The organism is Algibacter luteus (assembly GCF_900141715.1).
In the GTDB taxonomy this organism is placed as follows: Bacteria; Bacteroidota; Bacteroidia; order Flavobacteriales; family Flavobacteriaceae; genus Arenitalea; species Arenitalea lutea.
Window position 1 is genome coordinate 63,231 of record NZ_FQYK01000007.1, and the last position, 17,411, is coordinate 80,641.

The window sequence follows — 17,411 nt, forward strand, 5'->3', positions numbered from 1 at the left end:
AATTACTTAGACGATTTATAAATAGTTGCAACACCAAAGGTTTGAGGGAAATCTTCAACATTTATAAACCCAATATTACGTAAAATATTGTTTAAGGCTTCTCCATATGGAAATACGGATGCAGAATCACTTAAATATTTATAGGCACTTCGGTCTTTAGAAAAGGCTTTACCAATAAGCGGTAAAATATTTTTGGTGTAAAACTTATAACCCTGTTTGAATGGTGTTTTTGTGGGAACAGAGGTTTCTAAAATCACAAATGTTCCATGAGGTTTTAAAACTCGGTATATTTCTTTCAAACCGTTTTCAAGAGTTTCAAAGTTTCTCACACCAAAAGCAACGGTAATAGCATCAAATGAATCATCTTCAAAAGGCATGTTTTCAGAATCACCTAAAACCATTTCAATTTTAGATTCTAATGATTTTTTGTTAATTTTTTGTTTCCCAATTTCAAGCATACCACTGCTAATATCCAAACCTACAATTTTAGTTGCATTGGTTTCAGCAAGATTTATAGCTAAATCGCCGGTGCCAGTAGCGATATCTAAAACAGTGTCAGGATTCGACTTTTTAACTATTTCAACAACTCTTTTCCGCCATTTAATATCAATACCAAAAGATATCACGCGGTTCAAACCATCATAATCACCAGAAATGTTGTCAAACATTTGGGTAACCTGTTCTTTTTTACCTAAGTCGCTGTTTTTATAAGGCTTTACTTTCGACAAATCTTAAATTTTTTCAGCAAATATAATCTTTTAAGAAAGCTAAACATAATAAGAATTCTAAATATTATAATAATCAATTTCCATCTTCAATATTTATTTTATACTATCTTTGCTATACTTTTTATGATAATTAAATAATGAAAATAATTATTGCTGGTGCTGGTGAAGTAGGATTTCATTTAGCAAAATTATTGTCTTACGAATCCCAAGAGATTACTTTAATAGACATAGATAAAGAAAGCTTAGCATACGCAGATACGCATTTAGATATTAAAGTTTTAAGAGGAGATACAACCTCAATTGCTATTTTAAAGGAAGCTAAAATAGACGTCTGCGATTTATTCATTGCCGTAACAGCAATTGAAACTACCAATATTACCGTTTGTGTTTTAGCGAAACAGTTAGGTGCAAAAAAAACCATAGCAAGAATTACCAATACCGAGTTTATAAATTTTAAAGATGAAGTCGGGTTTACAAAATTTGGTATAGATGAATTAATTTCTCCCGAATCGTTGGCAGCAGCAGAAATTGAACTGTCATTAAAACAATCTTCCTTTAATGAAACTTACGAGTTTGAAGATGGTGCGCTTACTATGGTTGGATTAACACTTTCTAGTTCTGCCTCTTTTGTTGGTAAAATGGTGAAGGAAGCAGCCGAAATTTTACCAGAAATTCATTTTATTCCTATAGCTATTCAACGATTTGGCACACAATATACTATCATTCCAAGAGGAGATACTGAATTTAAACGAGGCGATAATGTGGTATTTATAACCTCTGAGGGTGGAGCCGAAGAACTTTGTAAACTTACAGGAAAAGATAATACAGATATTAAAGATGTTATGATTCTGGGCGGAAGCCAAATAGGTTTTAAATCGGCCAGAGATTTAAGCGATAAAGGTTTTAATGTTAAACTTTTAGAAGCGAATAAAGAACGTGCTTTTGATATTGCTGACGATTTACCAAATGTATTGGTTATTCAAAGTGACGGACGAAATGTAGATATTCTTGATGAAGAAAATATAAGTGGTATGGATGCTTTTATTGCGGTTGGCGATAATTCTGAAACCAACATCATGTCATGCCTTGTAGCTAAATCAAAAGGAGTTAAGAAAACCATTGCACTTGTTGAAAACATGGATTATTTCGAGCTTTCGCATTCTGTTGGTATTGAAACTTTAATCAACAAAAAACTACTTGCTGCAAATAACATTTTCAGATATATTAGAAAAGGCGAAGTGCTTGCAATGACAAAGTTGAGCAACATGAATGCTGAAATACTAGAGTTTGAGGTAAAAGCTTCTTCGTCTATATGCAATAAATACATAAAAAATATCGACTTCCCTAGATCTGCAATTATTGGTGGTGTTATTAGAAACGACGAAGGTGTTATTGCTTTAGGCGATTTTAAGATTCAAGAAGGTGATAAGGTTGTAGTTTGCAGTTTATTACAATCCATTAAAGGTGTTGAAAAACTTTTCCGTTAGTATGCGCAAATCCATGAAGCTTAATTACAAAATTATTTTCCATTTTTTGGGATTGCTCATGTTGTTTAATGGTGGTTTTATGCTTTTGTCTTCTTTGGTAAGTTATATTTATAAAGATGGTGTATCACTTCAAATATTTTTAGCAGGTCTTGCTACCTTATTCTTAGGAGCTATCGCTATGGTTTTTACAAAAAATCATACCAAAGAAATGAATAAGCGCGAGGGCTATATCGTCGTTAGTTTTGGTTGGATTATCATGTCACTTTCAGGAACGTTGCCGTATGTTTTTACAGAAAGTATTCCAAGTTTTACAAATGCTTTTTTCGAAACCATGTCGGGTTATACAACAACTGGAGCTTCAATTTTAAACGATATTGAAGCAGTGCCAAAAGGTGTATTGTTCTGGCGAAGTTTAACACATTGGATAGGAGGTATGGGTATTATTGTTTTAGCCATTGCCATTTTACCATTGCTAGGTATTGGAGGAATGCAGCTTTTTGCTGCCGAAGCTCCTGGTCCAAATGCCGATAAATTGCACCCCAGAATTACCGATACAGCAAAACGCCTTTGGTTAATTTATTTTGGTTATACCGCTGCAGAAACTTTATTGCTAAGTGCTGCAGGTATGTCGTTTTTCGATGCTATAAATCATGCGCTTTGTACACTATCTACAGGTGGGTTTTCAACCAAAAATGCGAGTGTTGCTTATTGGAATAGCCAGCCAATAATTCAATACATCATCATCCTGTTTATGTTTTTAGCAGGTACAAACTTTGTATTAAGTTATTTTGCGTTTAAAGGTAAAGTTCAAAAAGTTATAAACGACGAGGAGTTCAAACTCTACTTCAAGTTTGTAGCTATATTTACAATAATAGCGGCATTAATTATATATTTCAGAGCCGATGTTTCGGCGTCTTCAGTAAATCATCCTATGGTTTGGGGTGAGGGCGAAAGCGCCTTTAGGCATGCCTTATTTCAAGTACTTGCTATTATAACAACTACAGGTTTTGTAACTGCCGACTATACCATGTGGACCCCCTTTTTGGTGGTCTTCTTTTTCGGATTAATGTTTCTAGGTGGTTCTGCAGGAAGTACCTCAGGAGGTGTAAAAGTAGTACGTCATTTAATCCTAATTAAAAACGGATTTTTAGAGTTCAAACGCACCCTACACCCAAGTGCTATCTTGCCAGTTCGCTATAACAAACGCGCCATATCTGGCGATATCGTATTTAATATCCTAGGGTTTTTCATCCTTTACATGCTCTCTTTCATTATTGGTTCTTTGGGCTTCTCTATTTTGGGCATCGAGTTTAAATCTGCCATCGGTTTAGCGGCCTCGACATTAGGTAATGTAGGTCCTGCTTTAGGCGATTATGGCCCTATAAACAACTACGCACCACTGCCATCCTTAGGTAAATGGTGGGCATCATTTTTAATGCTAATAGGGCGTTTAGAGCTCTTTACCGTCCTCATTTTATTCACCCCATTTTTCTGGAGAAATAGATAATAAGTTGGCTCCTGTTATTTGGGCGCCTGCCTGCCGATGGGCAGGTTACCGCAAGGGTCGGGCTTTTCATTACTAGTTTTGGCTCGATGCGCGCCTCGCCAAAAGCTAACCATTACAATCCCTAACGCGAGTGTTTCGTGTTAGTTTTCACAAATTAGAAATATCTTAAAACAAAAAAAAGCCACTATTTTAGTGACTTTTTTTGTTTTGTGTTATATCAACTTAACTAACGGCATCTTTAATTCGTTTAATAGCTTCAATTATTTGTTCTTGCGAAGCAGCATAAGAAATTCTAATACAATCAGGATTTCCGAAGGCTTCGCCGGTAACTGTTGCAACAAGTGCTTCTTCTAATAAATATAAAGAAAAATCAGTTGCATTATTAATCTTCTTTCCTCTTAAAGTTTTACCAAAAAAATAGGTAACGTCAGGGAAAATATAAAAGGCGCCATCTGGAGTGTTAGATTTAAATCCTTCAATCTCGTTAACTAATTTTAAAATTAAATCTCGACGTACCTTAAATTCATCAATCATGTATTGTACACGAGAAGCCGGTTCATTTAAAGCTGTAATTACCGCACGTTGTGCAATACAGTTGGCGCCACTAGTTATTTGTCCTTGCATTTTGTTACAAGCTCTAGCAATTTTTTCAGGAGCACCAAGGTATCCAATACGCCATCCAGTCATGGCAAAAGCTTTCGATACACCGTTTACTGTAATGGTATTGTTGTACATATCATCAAACTCTGCAATACTTGCATGTCCTTCACCATAGTTTATGTGTTCATATATTTCATCAGAAACCACATAAATGTTTGGATGTTTCACCAATACATCAGCTAATGCTCTTAATTCAGATTTACTGTAAACAGAACCACTTGGATTACATGGCGAGCTAAACCATAACATTTTTGTTTTTGGTGTAATAGCGGCTTCCAATTGTGCCGGTGTCATTTTAAAATCGGTATCAATCGAAGTTTCTACCTCTACAGGAACACCATCATTTAATTTCACAATATCAGCATAACTTACCCAATACGGGCATGGTAGTATAACCTCGTCGCCCTCATTAAGCATCACACCTGCGATATTAGCTAAACACTGTTTAGCACCAGTAGATACAACTATTTGTGTAGGGGTGTAAGTTAAATTATTATCACGTTTAAATTTAATGATAATCGCATCTTTTAATTCCCCATAACCATCAACGGGTGTATAAGAGTTGTAATTTTCATTAATAGCTTGAATTGCGGCTTCTTTTATAAAATCTGGAGTGTTGAAATCTGGTTCTCCTAGGCTTAAGCCAATAATATCTTTTCCTTCGCCTCTAAGCTCTCTAGCTTTTGCTGCCATTGCCAAAGTAGCAGACGTAGCCATGTTTAAAATTCTATCAGATAGTAATTGCATTTGTTTTTTTTAGGTATTTGATCGGTATATAAAAATTTAGGCTAAACTAGGTTTTTCTCCTAGTACTTTTAATTGGTTGTAATGCTCTGCTACAGCTTTCCAAAAAGTTTTGTACTCATTGTAAGGCAAGCTAAATTCTTGAGCAGTTTCTTTAACTATTTTAGCTATTTTGTTGTAGTGTATGTGGCTAATATTTGAAAACAAGTGATGCTCTACTTGTCGGTTTAATCCACCAGTATAAAATTCTACAAACCAACTTTTTGGCGAAAAATTAGACGTGGTATGTAATTGATGTATAGCCCAAGTGTTTTTCATGTTGCCTTCACTATCAGGAAGCGGCATTTCTGTATTTGGCATAACATGAGCCAATTGAAAAATAACACTTAGTATGATACCCGCAGTATAATGCATTACAAAAAATCCTATCAATACTTCCCACCATGCAAAACCTAATGATAAAGGTAAAATCACCCAAATAGAATAATACACTATTTTTCCAATTATTAGTTTAGTCCACTGTGTTGCAGGATTAGGCATTTTGCCATAGGCTAATTTTCTTTTTAAATATTTATAAGTTTGCACAAAATCGGTAGTTATAGCCCAATTTGCAGTTAACAAACCATATAAAAAGAAAGCATAAAATCTTTGGTATTTGTGAATTTTAAGCCATTCAGCATGTTTAGAAAATCTAATGATTCTTCCGGCATCAATATCTTCGTCATGTCCTTGTATGTTTGTGTAGGTATGGTGTAAAACATTGTGTTGCACTTTCCAATTGTAGTCGTTTCCAGCTAATATGTAAATACTGCTACCCATGAGTTTGTTAACCCATTTTTTACTAGAAAAAGAGCCGTGATTGGCGTCGTGCATCACGTTCATGCCTACACCAGCCATACCAATACCAACAATTACCATTCCTAATATTTGAACCCAAGCAGGTAAATCTAAAGTTAAAATTAAAACCACAGGAACTATTAATAATGCAAACATCACTATAGCCTTTGTGTATAACTTCCAATTACCAGTACGTTTTAAATCATTTTCTTTAAAATAATCATTCACACGTTTATTTAAAGTTTTAAAAAACTTTGCAGGGTCTTTTCTTGAAAACGAAAGTGCTTGCTTACTCATATTTTTTAATTTAGTTTAATCTGTATGGTATTTATAATCTATACCATGGGGCAAAGATATGTATTATCCAACTCAACAAAGAACGTTTTTATGTAAAAATATGTATATAAAAAGTATATTTTTGTTGAAAATTTAACAGACGTAGAAAGTGTATAGGCCAAATTTTCTATGTTTTAAGGGCGTACATTACGTTTGCTTGCAACTACTCGATTAAATAAAACAGCTAATGAATCTTATTTTAAAATACTTTCCAAATCTAACAGAAGATCAAATAAATAAATTTGAAAAATTGGAATCTTTATATCAAGATTGGAACTTAAAAATTAATGTTGTTTCACGAAAAGATATTGATGAGCTATATATACGCCATGTTTTGCATTCTCTAGGCATTGCTAAAGTAATAGAATTCAAACCTGGTAGTAAACTTTTGGATGTAGGTACTGGAGGAGGATTTCCGGGCATACCTTTAGCTATAATGTTTCCAGACTGTTCATTTCATTTGGTTGATAGTATTGCTAAAAAATTAAAAGTGGTAGATGAGGTTGTTGCAGGTTTAGGGTTAACCAATGTAAAAACAACACACAGCAGAGTGGAAAACATTGATGGTAAATACGATTTTATAATAAGTAGAGCTGTTGCCGCAATGCCTACGTTTGTGCATTGGGTAAAAGGCAAGATTGCCAAAGATCAGAAGCATGAACTTAAAAATGGTATTCTGTATTTAAAAGGAGGTGATTTATCTGAAGAACTTAAAGATTACAGAACCACAACTATTTATAATTTAAGTGATTATTATAGTGAAGATTTTTATGAAACGAAAAAAGTAGTTCATTTGCCAATGAAATATAAAGGATAATTAATCAATCTTAACTAAGGCATTAATTGCATTATTAAAGTAAAAATATTGTTCTTGAAACCAATATGTGTTATTATAATCTTCAATTGAAGAGGCTTGTTTATCGGGATTTAATATGCTATTAGCCTTATCGAAATTTAATTTCGCATTGGCAGTATCATTAATTTTTATATAAGCCATTGCTAGACCTAAGTAGGAATCAAAATCTAGTGAATCAAATTTTATGGCTTCTTGAAAATCAGAAATAGCTTCGTCGTATTTGCCAATAAATAAAGTAGCAGCACCTCTGTAAAAATATGCGTAGGGGTTGTTTTTGTTACTTCTTAATGATTTTGTTAAATCAATATAGGCATCTTTATAATATTTCATTTCCATTAAAAAGGCACCTCTATTAAAATAATTATCGGCGTTAGGCTGAATTGAAATAGCGGTAGTGTAATCTTTTAAAGCATTAGTATACTGCTCAATTGCCGAATAAGCTGTAGCTCTTAAAGCAAATACGTTGGCTGCTTCCGGAGCCTGTTTTATTATTGCAGTGAAATCTTTAATAGCACTTTCATATTCATTTAAATCTAATTTTACGCAAGCTAAACTATAAAGGGCATCAATAAATTTCTCGTCAAGCATGTAGGCTTTAGCATAATCTTCTTTTGCACCTGTAAAATCTTTTAAGCTGTATCGTGAATTTCCTCTGTTAAAATAGGTGTCGGCGTCAGGCTCTTCAACAATAATTTTTGAGTAATCAACGATTGCGCCACTATAATCGCCCATATCATTTTTAGCAATAGCCCTATAAAAGTAAAAGTCTAAATTCTCTGGTTCTAGTTTTATGGCTTCATTATAAAGCTTAATTTTTTTATTTAAATCTGTTTCACGGGAAGCTTGTCTTATAATTTTATTCGCTTGCCCAAAATAAAGTGTAGGGAATAAAATTAGAAAAAGTAGAAAGATTTTTTTCATAGTAGAATAGAAACAAATAATATGCCGTTTTATTATTAAAGTTAATATTTTTTTTTCAATAAATGATTTAAAGAATTTTATGTTTTCGTGAATTTTAGATAAAAAATTGTTAGAAATATCGATATAATACTCACAAAATAAAATTTTTTTGTTTTTTATCGAATAAATTTGCGTTATATCGATTTTTATTTTTATTATTGTGCATCGATTATTACATAATTGAACGTCTCTCATTATAATTTTAATGCCCTAAATCTAAATTAATATGAGAAGATCTTTACTTCAGAGTCTTTTAAGAAAAATTGTTTTTGTATTTGTTTTACTACTTGGTTTTGTAGGTAAAGCTCAAATTATCCAGGTTGAAATTATTGGAGGAGCCGTTATAACAGATGGCTCAACTATTTCAATAAATGAAGGAACACGAGTCGATTTTAGGATAACTAATATTGAACCTGGAAGTTGTGATAATGATAAAAGGTTAAAAGTTGACGATGTCGATATAGCAAACACTGCCGACTTTAATATCACACCAAATAACCCTAAAAGAAAGATAAAACAAGCATCATGTAATGGTAATGGAAGTAAATATCTTGATTTTGAAATTGAGAATACTAGTGGTAACTGTCCTTCAACAAGTACTTTAGTAACCATTGAGCTTAAAGATCAAGCCAATTTTACCTTTACAGTAGATGTTGAATCTACACCTGAAATTTTTGTTTTAGGAGGCGTTCCATATGCCGATATATATCATGGAGATACTACAACTGAAGATGATAATGGTACATTTTTTGGTGTTGTTGAAGAAGGGTCTTCAGTAACTAGAACATATGTTATTTCGAATATAGGAAGTTGTAATCTTGATATTTCATCGGTAGTTAGTAGTAATACTGATTTTGCAGTATCATCACCATTTTCAATTCCTTATAATGATATATTGCCATTTGGGTCTATTATTTTTAATGTAACTTTTACAGCTCCTGCTTCTACTGGTACGCAATCTTCTATAATAAGTATTGGTAATAGTGATAACACAACATTTACGTTTACAGTGAGTGCTGAAATGTATGATTTCAATATCCCGGGACCTGGTGGTATAACTGCAGATTTTAGACTTTGGTTAAAGTCTACAAGAGGAATTACTGAAACGGCATCGAAAGTTTCAACTTGGGCAGATTTAGGTACAAATGGTAAAGACGCGATTCAACCTGTAGGAGCAAATCAGCCAACATATTTAGACAATGCAACTGACAATATAAATTTTAACCCTGTAATTGAGTTTGAAAATGATGGCGCAACTGTAGAACAATATTTGTATAATGCTACCAATGGGTTTTACAGTCAGGATATATTTATCGTTATGATTCCTGATGCGACCATGACGAGTGCCTCGTCAAGAAACACTATTTTTGCAGGTATAACTGTAGGTACTGTTGGAGATATCACAGGTGTTGGCTTCGGTGATTATTCATCTGAATTTACAAACGAATCATTATCATACAACCAAGATATTGCTGGTGGAGGTAATTTTAATGGAGTTGCTGAAATCAATTCAACATACTCTAATGCGGGTATTATTAATGTAAGAAATAATTCAATCACTGTACTCACTGGCCAAGAGATTTTATATAACTCTAATTTATTAACAACATCTGAAGTTAACGATGCTCCTTATGCGAATGTAACTTCTGTAGATCCAGGTCCACCACCAACAGTTTTAGGAACTCGTTATTGGATTGGAAGAAATTATGATTTACAGGGAAGCTTAAATGGCAGAGTTGCAGAAATATTTACTTTTGCTGAACGTGTCCCAGATGCCGATCGCCAAAAAATTGAATCTTACTTAGGAATTAAATATGGTATCACTTTAGGTGCTGCCACCGAAGCTCAAAAAGACTACATAAATTCTTTTAATACTTCCGTTTGGGATATTTCAGCAAATGCTGGATATAATTACCATGTTGCTGGAATTGGAAGAGATTCTATTTCCGATTTAAATCAAAAACAATCTAAGACTATCAATTTAATAAACGAAGTAACTATAGGTTTAGGTGGTGTTTTTAATACCAACAGTGCTAATACTCACGAATTTAAAAAAGATGGTGATTTTTTAGTGTGGGGTAATGATAATGGTGCGTTTTCTGGGACTAATACCAACACTGTAACCGTAGCTTCTGGTTTAACAACGAGTTTAACTAGAATTGATAGAAAATGGATGATTGTAGAATCAAACGAAGATGTAAATGGAGATGTGGAAACAGTTTATGTATCTATTCCTTCAGCAGCGTTTAGTGGTTTTTCGAAAACAGCGACTGAAGAATATGCATTGATTGTTGCTGATAATCCTAATTTTGCAGATGGAGATATCATTGATGTGATTCCGCTAAGATCTGAGGATGGAGGTGTAAATCTTCAAACATGGTACGATTTTGATGGGACCAAATATTTTACTTTCGGAAAAACTTCAAAATTAACAGATGACCATTCAATCAATATAGCTTCAGGTGATTACCTTGTTGGCGAGTCTAGTTTAAACCTTAATACCGATAATTTTACAATTTCGGCTTGGGTTAAGTGTCCAACTTTAGCTGCAAATAGAACAGTTATGGCCAAAGGTGAAAAACTACAGATAAGATTAAATACTTCTGGAAATATTGAAGTTTTTATTGATGATAGTGTTACACCAAAATATACTTCAAATATGGATATTGATGATGGTAAATGGCATCATACCGCATTTGTATTTGATAGTGGTACTATTTTAATGTATATCGACGGGGTTTTAGATAAATCTGTGCTAGATATAGTTCATCCTACACCAAATTTCAATAACTATGCTATTGGTGCATTGTATATTGATAAAAATAATGTGATAAATCCGCTTTTAGGAGAAATAGACGAAGTTTATGTATGGGATTTAGAGCTAACACAAGAGCAAATAAGATTCTTGATGAATCAAGAAATTGAACGATTTGATATTAGTGGAACCGATTATACAACTGGAAAAATAATACCGCAAGCATCGGCTAGTAATGTGGTTGCTTCTATACCATGGAGTAGTTTAAGAGTATATTACGATTTTAACTCAATTTATGGCTCAACCATTGAAGGGTTAACCGACGATCGTTTCTTCTTAAGACTAAAGTATTTAGATAAAGATAAATCGCTTCTTGATGATCAAACTGCGCCTGTGCCTTATATTTCGGCAAATAATGGCGATTGGGATACTGCAGCAACTTGGACCAATAATGCAGATCAAGTCATTCCAAATACGCTAAGTTTAGATGGAAGTACTATGATAGATTGGAATATTGTACAGATAGGTCATGATATTGATTCAGGTGACAGAGATATTTCAGTTTTAGGTTTAATTCAAACCGATGGAACTCTAAAAATCGCAGACCCAATAGATCCGCAAAACGAAACAAATTCAGGACAAGGGTTAACCATTTCACACTATTTAGAGTTAGACGGGATAATCGATTTAGTTGGAGAATCGCAATTAGTACAATCTGAAGGTAGTGTTATAGATATTGACAGTGGAGGGTTTATTGAAAGAGATCAACAAGGAACTGCAAATGGTTTTAATTACAACTACTGGTCTTCTTCTGTGGGCCCAATTGCAGGAAATACAGCAACAAGAGGAACAGGTATTTCAACCACAAATGCAAACCATATAATTGCTAGTGTTTTAAAAGATGGAACAATATCTGGTTTATATCAAGATATGCTATTTAATAGTTCACCAAACGGCAGTACTTCAATACCACCTCCAGGTTTTGCAAGAACAATCAGTACACATTGGCTTTATAAATTTTATGGAGCAGCAGATGACTATAATGCTTGGGAAAAAATTAATGAGTCTACCTCATTAATGGCAGGCGAAGGATTTACAATGAAAGGAACTGCTGGAACTGCTTCTGTTCCAATATCAACAACACAAAATTATGTTTTTAAAGGATTGCCTAATAATGGTGATATTTCGTTAGCTTTAGATAATACGTCGGGCGAAGTAGACCGATTAGTTGGAAATCCATACCCATCTGCGATTGATGCAACCGATTTTATTTTGGATAATTTGAGTATAGCTGATGGTGGTAACAATACCAACGGAACAGTAATTAATGGCGCACTTTATTTTTGGGATCATTTTGGTCAGGCAGACTCTCATGTTTTAAAAGATTATGTTGGTGGTTATGCTACACGAAATTTAACAGGTGGTGCAGCAGCAATTTCAAATGATGTTAGGGTTAATGATAATATGGCTACAGGTACAAAAGTTCCAGGGCCTTATATTCCTGTAAACCAAGGATTTTTTGTATCGACATTAATAGACGGATTTAATAATGATAATGGAACTCCTATAGCAACAGTTGATGGCGGTACTATTGTATTTAAAAACAGTCAACGTGTATTTGTTACCGAACTGGAAGAATCTTCACCAGGGGTGTTAGAATCTGTTTTTATGAAAACTTCTAAAAAGAAAAATTCAAATACTTTAGGTAAAAAAACAACTTATAATGATAATCCTATTATTCGATTAACCTATGATTCGCCATTAGGATATCATAGACAAATTGTTTTAGGAACGAATAGTAAAGCTTCTGAAGGATTTGATTTAGGATTTGATGCCTTTATGGTTGATATTAACAAGGAGGACATGTATTGGAATTTAAATAATAATAAATTCGTAATTCAAGGTGTTGGAGGATTCATTTCTACTCAAGAATTTGACTTAGGATTAGTTGTGAATACCGCAGGCACTGCTAGAATTAATCTAACGTCTTTAGAAAATATGTCTGCTCCAATAGATGTATACATAAAAGATTTAGTGACAGAAGAAGTATTCAAAATTAACGAAACACCATTTGAAATTTATTTAGATGCTGGAACATATGATGATCGATTTAAATTGGTATTTCAATCGGATGAAGATTCTGTAATAACTGATGATGCGACTGAGGAAGTTGATAGTGTTACAAGAGGTATTTTTATCTCAGATACTTCTATATTTAAAATAATAAATACTGAAGAAATAGATCTTTTGGACCTTTCGGTTTACAATCTTTATGGTCAGAAAATCGAATTTGTAGAATTGAATACAAACACAGATACATCGGTACCATTATCTCTCTTAGAAGGTATTTATATTGTAAAATTAAAAACGGCTAAAGGCATAGTAACAAGAAAAATTATCAAGCAAATAAATTGAGAACGAGTGTTGAATAAAAAAACCCATCAATTTTGATGGGTTTTTTTTATGTATTTTTTTGAATTGTTTATTCTCCTAAAAACGGATATCTATAATCTGTAGGTGTTACAAAAGTTTCTTTAATCATTCTTGGTGATACCCAACGTAACAAGTTTTGTGCACTTCCGGCTTTATCGTTAGTTCCAGAAGCTCTTGCACCTCCAAATGGTTGTTGTCCTACAACAGCGCCAGTTGGCTTATCATTAATATAAAAGTTTCCGGCAGCGTTTTGTAAAGCTTCTGTGGCTTGTGTAATGGCGAATCTATCGGTTGATAAAATCGCACCTGTTAAAGCGTACTCACTGGTGCCATCAACAAGTTTTAAAGTTTCCGCGTAAGCGTCATCTTCATAAACATAAATGGTAATGACTGGTCCAAAAAGTTCGGTACACATGGTTGTGTATTTTGGATCTGTAGTAACAATTACAGTAGGTTCAATAAAATACCCTTTGCTCTTATCATGACCACCACCAACTATAATATCAGCATTTGTATCCGCTTTAGCTTGGTCAATGTATTTGGCTAATTTATCAAAAGAGCCTTCATGAATAACCGCAGTAATAAAATTGCTCATATCTTCTGGAGAGCCCATTTTAAATGAGTTTACATCTTCAATAACAAATTTCTTAACGTCACTCCACAAACTTTTTGGAATGTATGCTCTAGAAGCTGCGCTACATTTTTGCCCTTGAAACTCAAAAGCACCACGTACAATAGCTGTTGCTACTTGTTTGGCGTTAGCTGTTTTATGAGCAACAATAAAATCTTTACCGCCAGTTTCTCCAACTATTCTCGGGTATGTTTTGTAATTATGAATGTTGTTCCCTATTTGTTTCCATAGTTCTTTAAAAATATAAGTAGAACCTGTGAAATGTAATCCTGAGAAATCAGGACTCGCCATAACGGTGTTGGTAATCATTACAGGGTCTCCAAAAACAACGTTTATAACTCCCGCAGGAACACCGGCTTCTTTAAACACATCCATAATTACTTTAGCAGAATAAATTTGGCTATCACTTGGTTTCCAAACTACAACATTCCCCATTAATGCCATACAAGCAGGCAAGTTTCCGGCAATGGCTGTAAAGTTAAATGGTGTAACCGCATAAGTAAAGCCTTCTAAGGGTCTATACTCAACTCTATTCCATGCATCACTTGTGCTTTCTGGTTGCTCCATGTAAATGTCGGTCATAAACTGAACGTTGAAACGCAAGAAATCTATCAACTCACAAGCAGCATCAATTTCTGCTTGATGGATGGTCTTAGACTGTGCAATCATAGTTGCAGCATTAATTTTTGCTCTATATGGTCCAGCAATTAATTCAGCAGCTTTTAAAAAGATACCGGCGCGCTGTTCCCAAGGCATTAAACTCCAAGTTTTACGCGCTTCTAATGATGTAGCAATAGCTTCTTCAACATGACTTTGTTCTGCAAGGTGATACGTGCCCACAACATGTTTATGGTCGTGTGGTGGCGACATAGTTCTGGTGTTACCCGTAGTTACGTCTTTGCCATTTATGTATAAAGGAATGTCAATTTTACTATTAAACATGTTTTTGTAAGTCTTTAGGACTGCATCACGTTCTGGTGATCCAGGTGCATAAGATTTTACAGGTTCGTTAACAGCAATTGGTACATTAAAAAAGCCTTTTCCCATGATTTTCTATTTTTTGTTATTGAATTTTCAGTAAATCTGGCACAAATTTACGAATATTTAAATGATTTAATTGAAAGTTGACTTCTTAAAACCACGTTAATTTTTATTTATTTTTTGTAAGTTGCTATCCTGTTTTAAGACTACAGATTTTATGTGCACCGTAACCATTTATCCAAAAAATAATTATGATTTTGTATTAACGACAAATCGTGATGAAGCACCTGATAGGGAGTCTTTAGAACCTGATTTTTACACTATGGATAACACTAAATTGTTGTTTCCTAAGGATGTAAAAGGGGGGACATGGATTGGTGTTAGTGAAAAAAATCGCGTAGTTTGCGTGCTTAATGGTGGTTTTAAACATCATGAGCGTTTACCAGAGTATAGAAAGAGTAGAGGTGTTGTTGCCAACGATTTTATGCTTGCTGATGATATTGTTACATGCATAGAGGCTTATAATCTTGTTGGTATTGAACCCTTCACTATGGTTATTCCAGATTGGAACCAAACACTTAAAATCTTCGAATTGGTGTGGGATGGTAATTTCAAACACTTGGTTGAATTGCCTCCTGAACCTAGAGTATGGTCTTCTACGACTTTATATACCGATGGTATGCAAAAAGAGCGCCAGCTATGGTTTGAAAATTTTATTGCTTTTAATGTTTTGAGTGGAGAAACATTACTTGAGTTTCATAAAACTGAAGATGTAGATAATTTAGATTATGGCCTTATTATGGACCGTGGTTTTGTAAAAACAACAAGTATTACCCAAGTTGAAAAAACAGGTGGCCAATTGCAAATGCGCTATGAAAACTTAGAGCAAAACATAGTGACTACTAAAACTTTTAATGTTCCTCAAATTGTTAATGGATAATACGGGTATTATTTTAACATTAGCGTATCCTGATACCATTGTAATGGTTTCTGAAGAGTGGTTTTCACCATATTTAAGATATTTAGGTGTTGGTAAAAAGAATTATTTACGCGCAGGACATGCCGCATTGGTTTTAATTGAAAAATCAACGGGTGTTTTAGAATATCATGATTTTGGAAGGTATATCACGCCAGAACCCACAGGACGAGTTCGAGGTAGAGATACCGATAATGAATTACATTTCCCGCTAAAAGCTGAAATAGAATATAACGAGATTAAAAACTTAGATGCTATTTTAGAGTATTTAGGAACGCACCCCAAAATTACACATGGTGATGGTAAATTAATAGCTTCGGTTTGTAATGCGGTAAACTATAAAAAAGCGAGAGCCCATATAACCAGCATGCAAGAAAAGCATTTTATAAGGTATGCTGCTTTTGTAAAAGATGCTTGTAATTGCGCGCGTTTTGTAACCGATTCTTTGATTGCTTCGGTAACTGATGTTAAGATTAAAAAAAGACTGAAAAACTCAAAATGGTTTACACCTAGTACCGTTGGAAATGTGTTACTTGCTGATACTGAAAATCACCCTTATGAAGTTTCAGAAATGGGTGAAATAACAAAATTTACAGGGTCGCAACGAAGTGAAAACATTCGTTGTTTTCTAGATAAGTTGAAAGATCATGAAGTGAATTTGGTTGGAACTCAACATCCAAAACCGGTTAATGACTTACATGAAAAGGCACAGTGGCTTTCTGGAATAGCTGCTGGTGCTTGGTTTGAATTACACAAAAAAGGGCATGATGTAGAATATCATTTTAGACGGGTTTCGCCATACGGAAATATAGATATTCATGATGTATTTACTGTTGAAGATGACTCATTTGATTACGATTTAGAGTTTGAATTTATTCATTATTCTAATTGTAAATTTTTCCATGTCAAACAAAATGAACGTATTTATAGGTTTGAAAGAAAATCTTAATTTTAATAAATACGTGAAGTTGATTTGCGTTAGGGATTGCAATGAAAATCCTTTTTGTGAGGCACGATCAAAAAGATTGTAATGAAAAGCCCGACCCGATAGGGTAACGCCCAATTTATCTTCTAATTTATTGCAAAGGGTGCACTTAATTTAAATGTTGGGATGGTAACCTGAAATTTTTTGGTGGTTGTGAAGTTAACCATACTGTAATGACCTTGCATAGCACCAAAAGGTGAGGTGAGTAAACAACCCGATGTATAGGTGTGCGAATCGCCCGGTTTTAGTACTGGTTTTTTGCCAATAACACCTTCGCCAGAGACGGTTTCAATGTTATTTAGCGCGTCTAATATTTCCCAATGGCGCGCATTTAATTGCACAGAATCTTTACTCTGGTTTTCGATTGTAATAGTATATCCAAAGGCGTATTGTATTTTATAATTTTTATAAAACGAGCCCTCGAAGGTGGTTTCTACCGAAATTTTTATGCCTTTTGTTACTTGTTGAACCATTGTTGTGCAAAGTATTAGCGCGTGCTAAAATAATAAATATTAAGTGGTTAACGTAATTTTTA

12 protein-coding genes are annotated in these 17,411 nt (G+C 34.0%); 6 read left to right on the plus strand and 6 right to left on the minus strand.

Features of this window, described 5'->3' with window-relative positions:
* Positions 1-2: 2 nt before the first annotated feature.
* A complete protein-coding gene (gene ubiE, locus BUA46_RS12710; RefSeq protein ID WP_019387896.1) occupies positions 3-728 on the minus strand; it encodes a bifunctional demethylmenaquinone methyltransferase/2-methoxy-6-polyprenyl-1,4-benzoquinol methylase UbiE in 726 nt (241 codons plus the stop codon).
* A gap of 137 nt (positions 729-865) precedes the next feature.
* Here ubiE and trkA point away from each other — a divergent pair, with 137 nt between their 5' ends.
* Entirely contained in the window at positions 866-2,215 is a 1,350-nt protein-coding gene (gene trkA, locus BUA46_RS12715) for a Trk system potassium transporter TrkA (RefSeq protein WP_019387895.1), read from the plus strand.
* Positions 2,216-2,228: 13 nt separating this feature from the next.
* Positions 2,229-3,722: a TrkH family potassium uptake protein gene (locus BUA46_RS12720; RefSeq protein WP_026010063.1), complete on the plus strand. Its 1,494-nt coding sequence runs from the start codon at positions 2,229-2,231 to the stop codon at positions 3,720-3,722.
* Between the two features lie 222 nt (positions 3,723-3,944).
* On the opposite strand, the gene BUA46_RS12725 is transcribed toward BUA46_RS12720, so the two are convergent.
* Together BUA46_RS12725 and BUA46_RS12730 are read right to left on the minus strand one after the other, a co-directional pair.
* Complete coding sequence (locus tag BUA46_RS12725; RefSeq protein ID WP_019387893.1) at positions 3,945-5,129, minus strand: pyridoxal phosphate-dependent aminotransferase; 1,185 nt, start codon at positions 5,127-5,129, stop codon at positions 3,945-3,947.
* A gap of 36 nt (positions 5,130-5,165) precedes the next feature.
* Entirely contained in the window at positions 5,166-6,260 is a 1,095-nt protein-coding gene (locus tag BUA46_RS12730) for a fatty acid desaturase family protein (protein ID WP_019387892.1), read from the minus strand.
* A gap of 226 nt (positions 6,261-6,486) precedes the next feature.
* Between BUA46_RS12730 and rsmG the strand changes: the two genes are divergently transcribed.
* A complete protein-coding gene (rsmG, locus tag BUA46_RS12735; RefSeq protein WP_019387891.1) occupies positions 6,487-7,116 on the plus strand; it encodes a 16S rRNA (guanine(527)-N(7))-methyltransferase RsmG in 630 nt (209 codons plus the stop codon).
* Here rsmG and BUA46_RS12740 read toward each other — a convergent pair whose 3' ends face one another.
* Positions 7,117-8,076, minus strand: a complete 960-nt coding sequence (locus BUA46_RS12740; RefSeq protein WP_162129535.1) for a tetratricopeptide repeat protein — start codon at positions 8,074-8,076, stop codon at positions 7,117-7,119.
* Positions 8,077-8,341: 265 nt separating this feature from the next.
* On the opposite strand from BUA46_RS12740, the gene BUA46_RS12745 reads away from it, so the two are divergent.
* Complete coding sequence (locus BUA46_RS12745) at positions 8,342-13,285, plus strand: DUF8202 domain-containing protein (RefSeq protein ID WP_019387889.1); 4,944 nt, start codon at positions 8,342-8,344, stop codon at positions 13,283-13,285.
* Between the two features lie 67 nt (positions 13,286-13,352).
* Here BUA46_RS12745 and pruA read toward each other — a convergent pair whose 3' ends face one another.
* Positions 13,353-14,981, minus strand: a complete 1,629-nt coding sequence (gene pruA, locus BUA46_RS12750; RefSeq protein WP_019387888.1) for an L-glutamate gamma-semialdehyde dehydrogenase — start codon at positions 14,979-14,981, stop codon at positions 13,353-13,355.
* Between the two features lie 151 nt (positions 14,982-15,132).
* Here pruA and BUA46_RS12755 point away from each other — a divergent pair, with 151 nt between their 5' ends.
* Both BUA46_RS12755 and BUA46_RS12760 read left to right on the plus strand, forming a co-directional pair.
* On the plus strand, positions 15,133-15,855 hold the full coding sequence (locus BUA46_RS12755; protein WP_019387887.1) for an NRDE family protein: 723 nt from the start codon (positions 15,133-15,135) through the stop codon (positions 15,853-15,855).
* Positions 15,848-16,840, plus strand: a complete 993-nt coding sequence (locus BUA46_RS12760; protein WP_019387886.1) for a DUF6695 family protein — start codon at positions 15,848-15,850, stop codon at positions 16,838-16,840. The genes BUA46_RS12755 and BUA46_RS12760 overlap by 8 nt, the downstream gene beginning before the upstream one ends.
* Positions 16,841-16,962: 122 nt before the next feature.
* On the opposite strand, the gene apaG is transcribed toward BUA46_RS12760, so the two are convergent.
* On the minus strand, positions 16,963-17,349 hold the full coding sequence (gene apaG, locus BUA46_RS12765) for a Co2+/Mg2+ efflux protein ApaG (protein WP_019387885.1): 387 nt from the start codon (positions 17,347-17,349) through the stop codon (positions 16,963-16,965).
* Positions 17,350-17,411: the final 62 nt, after the last annotated feature.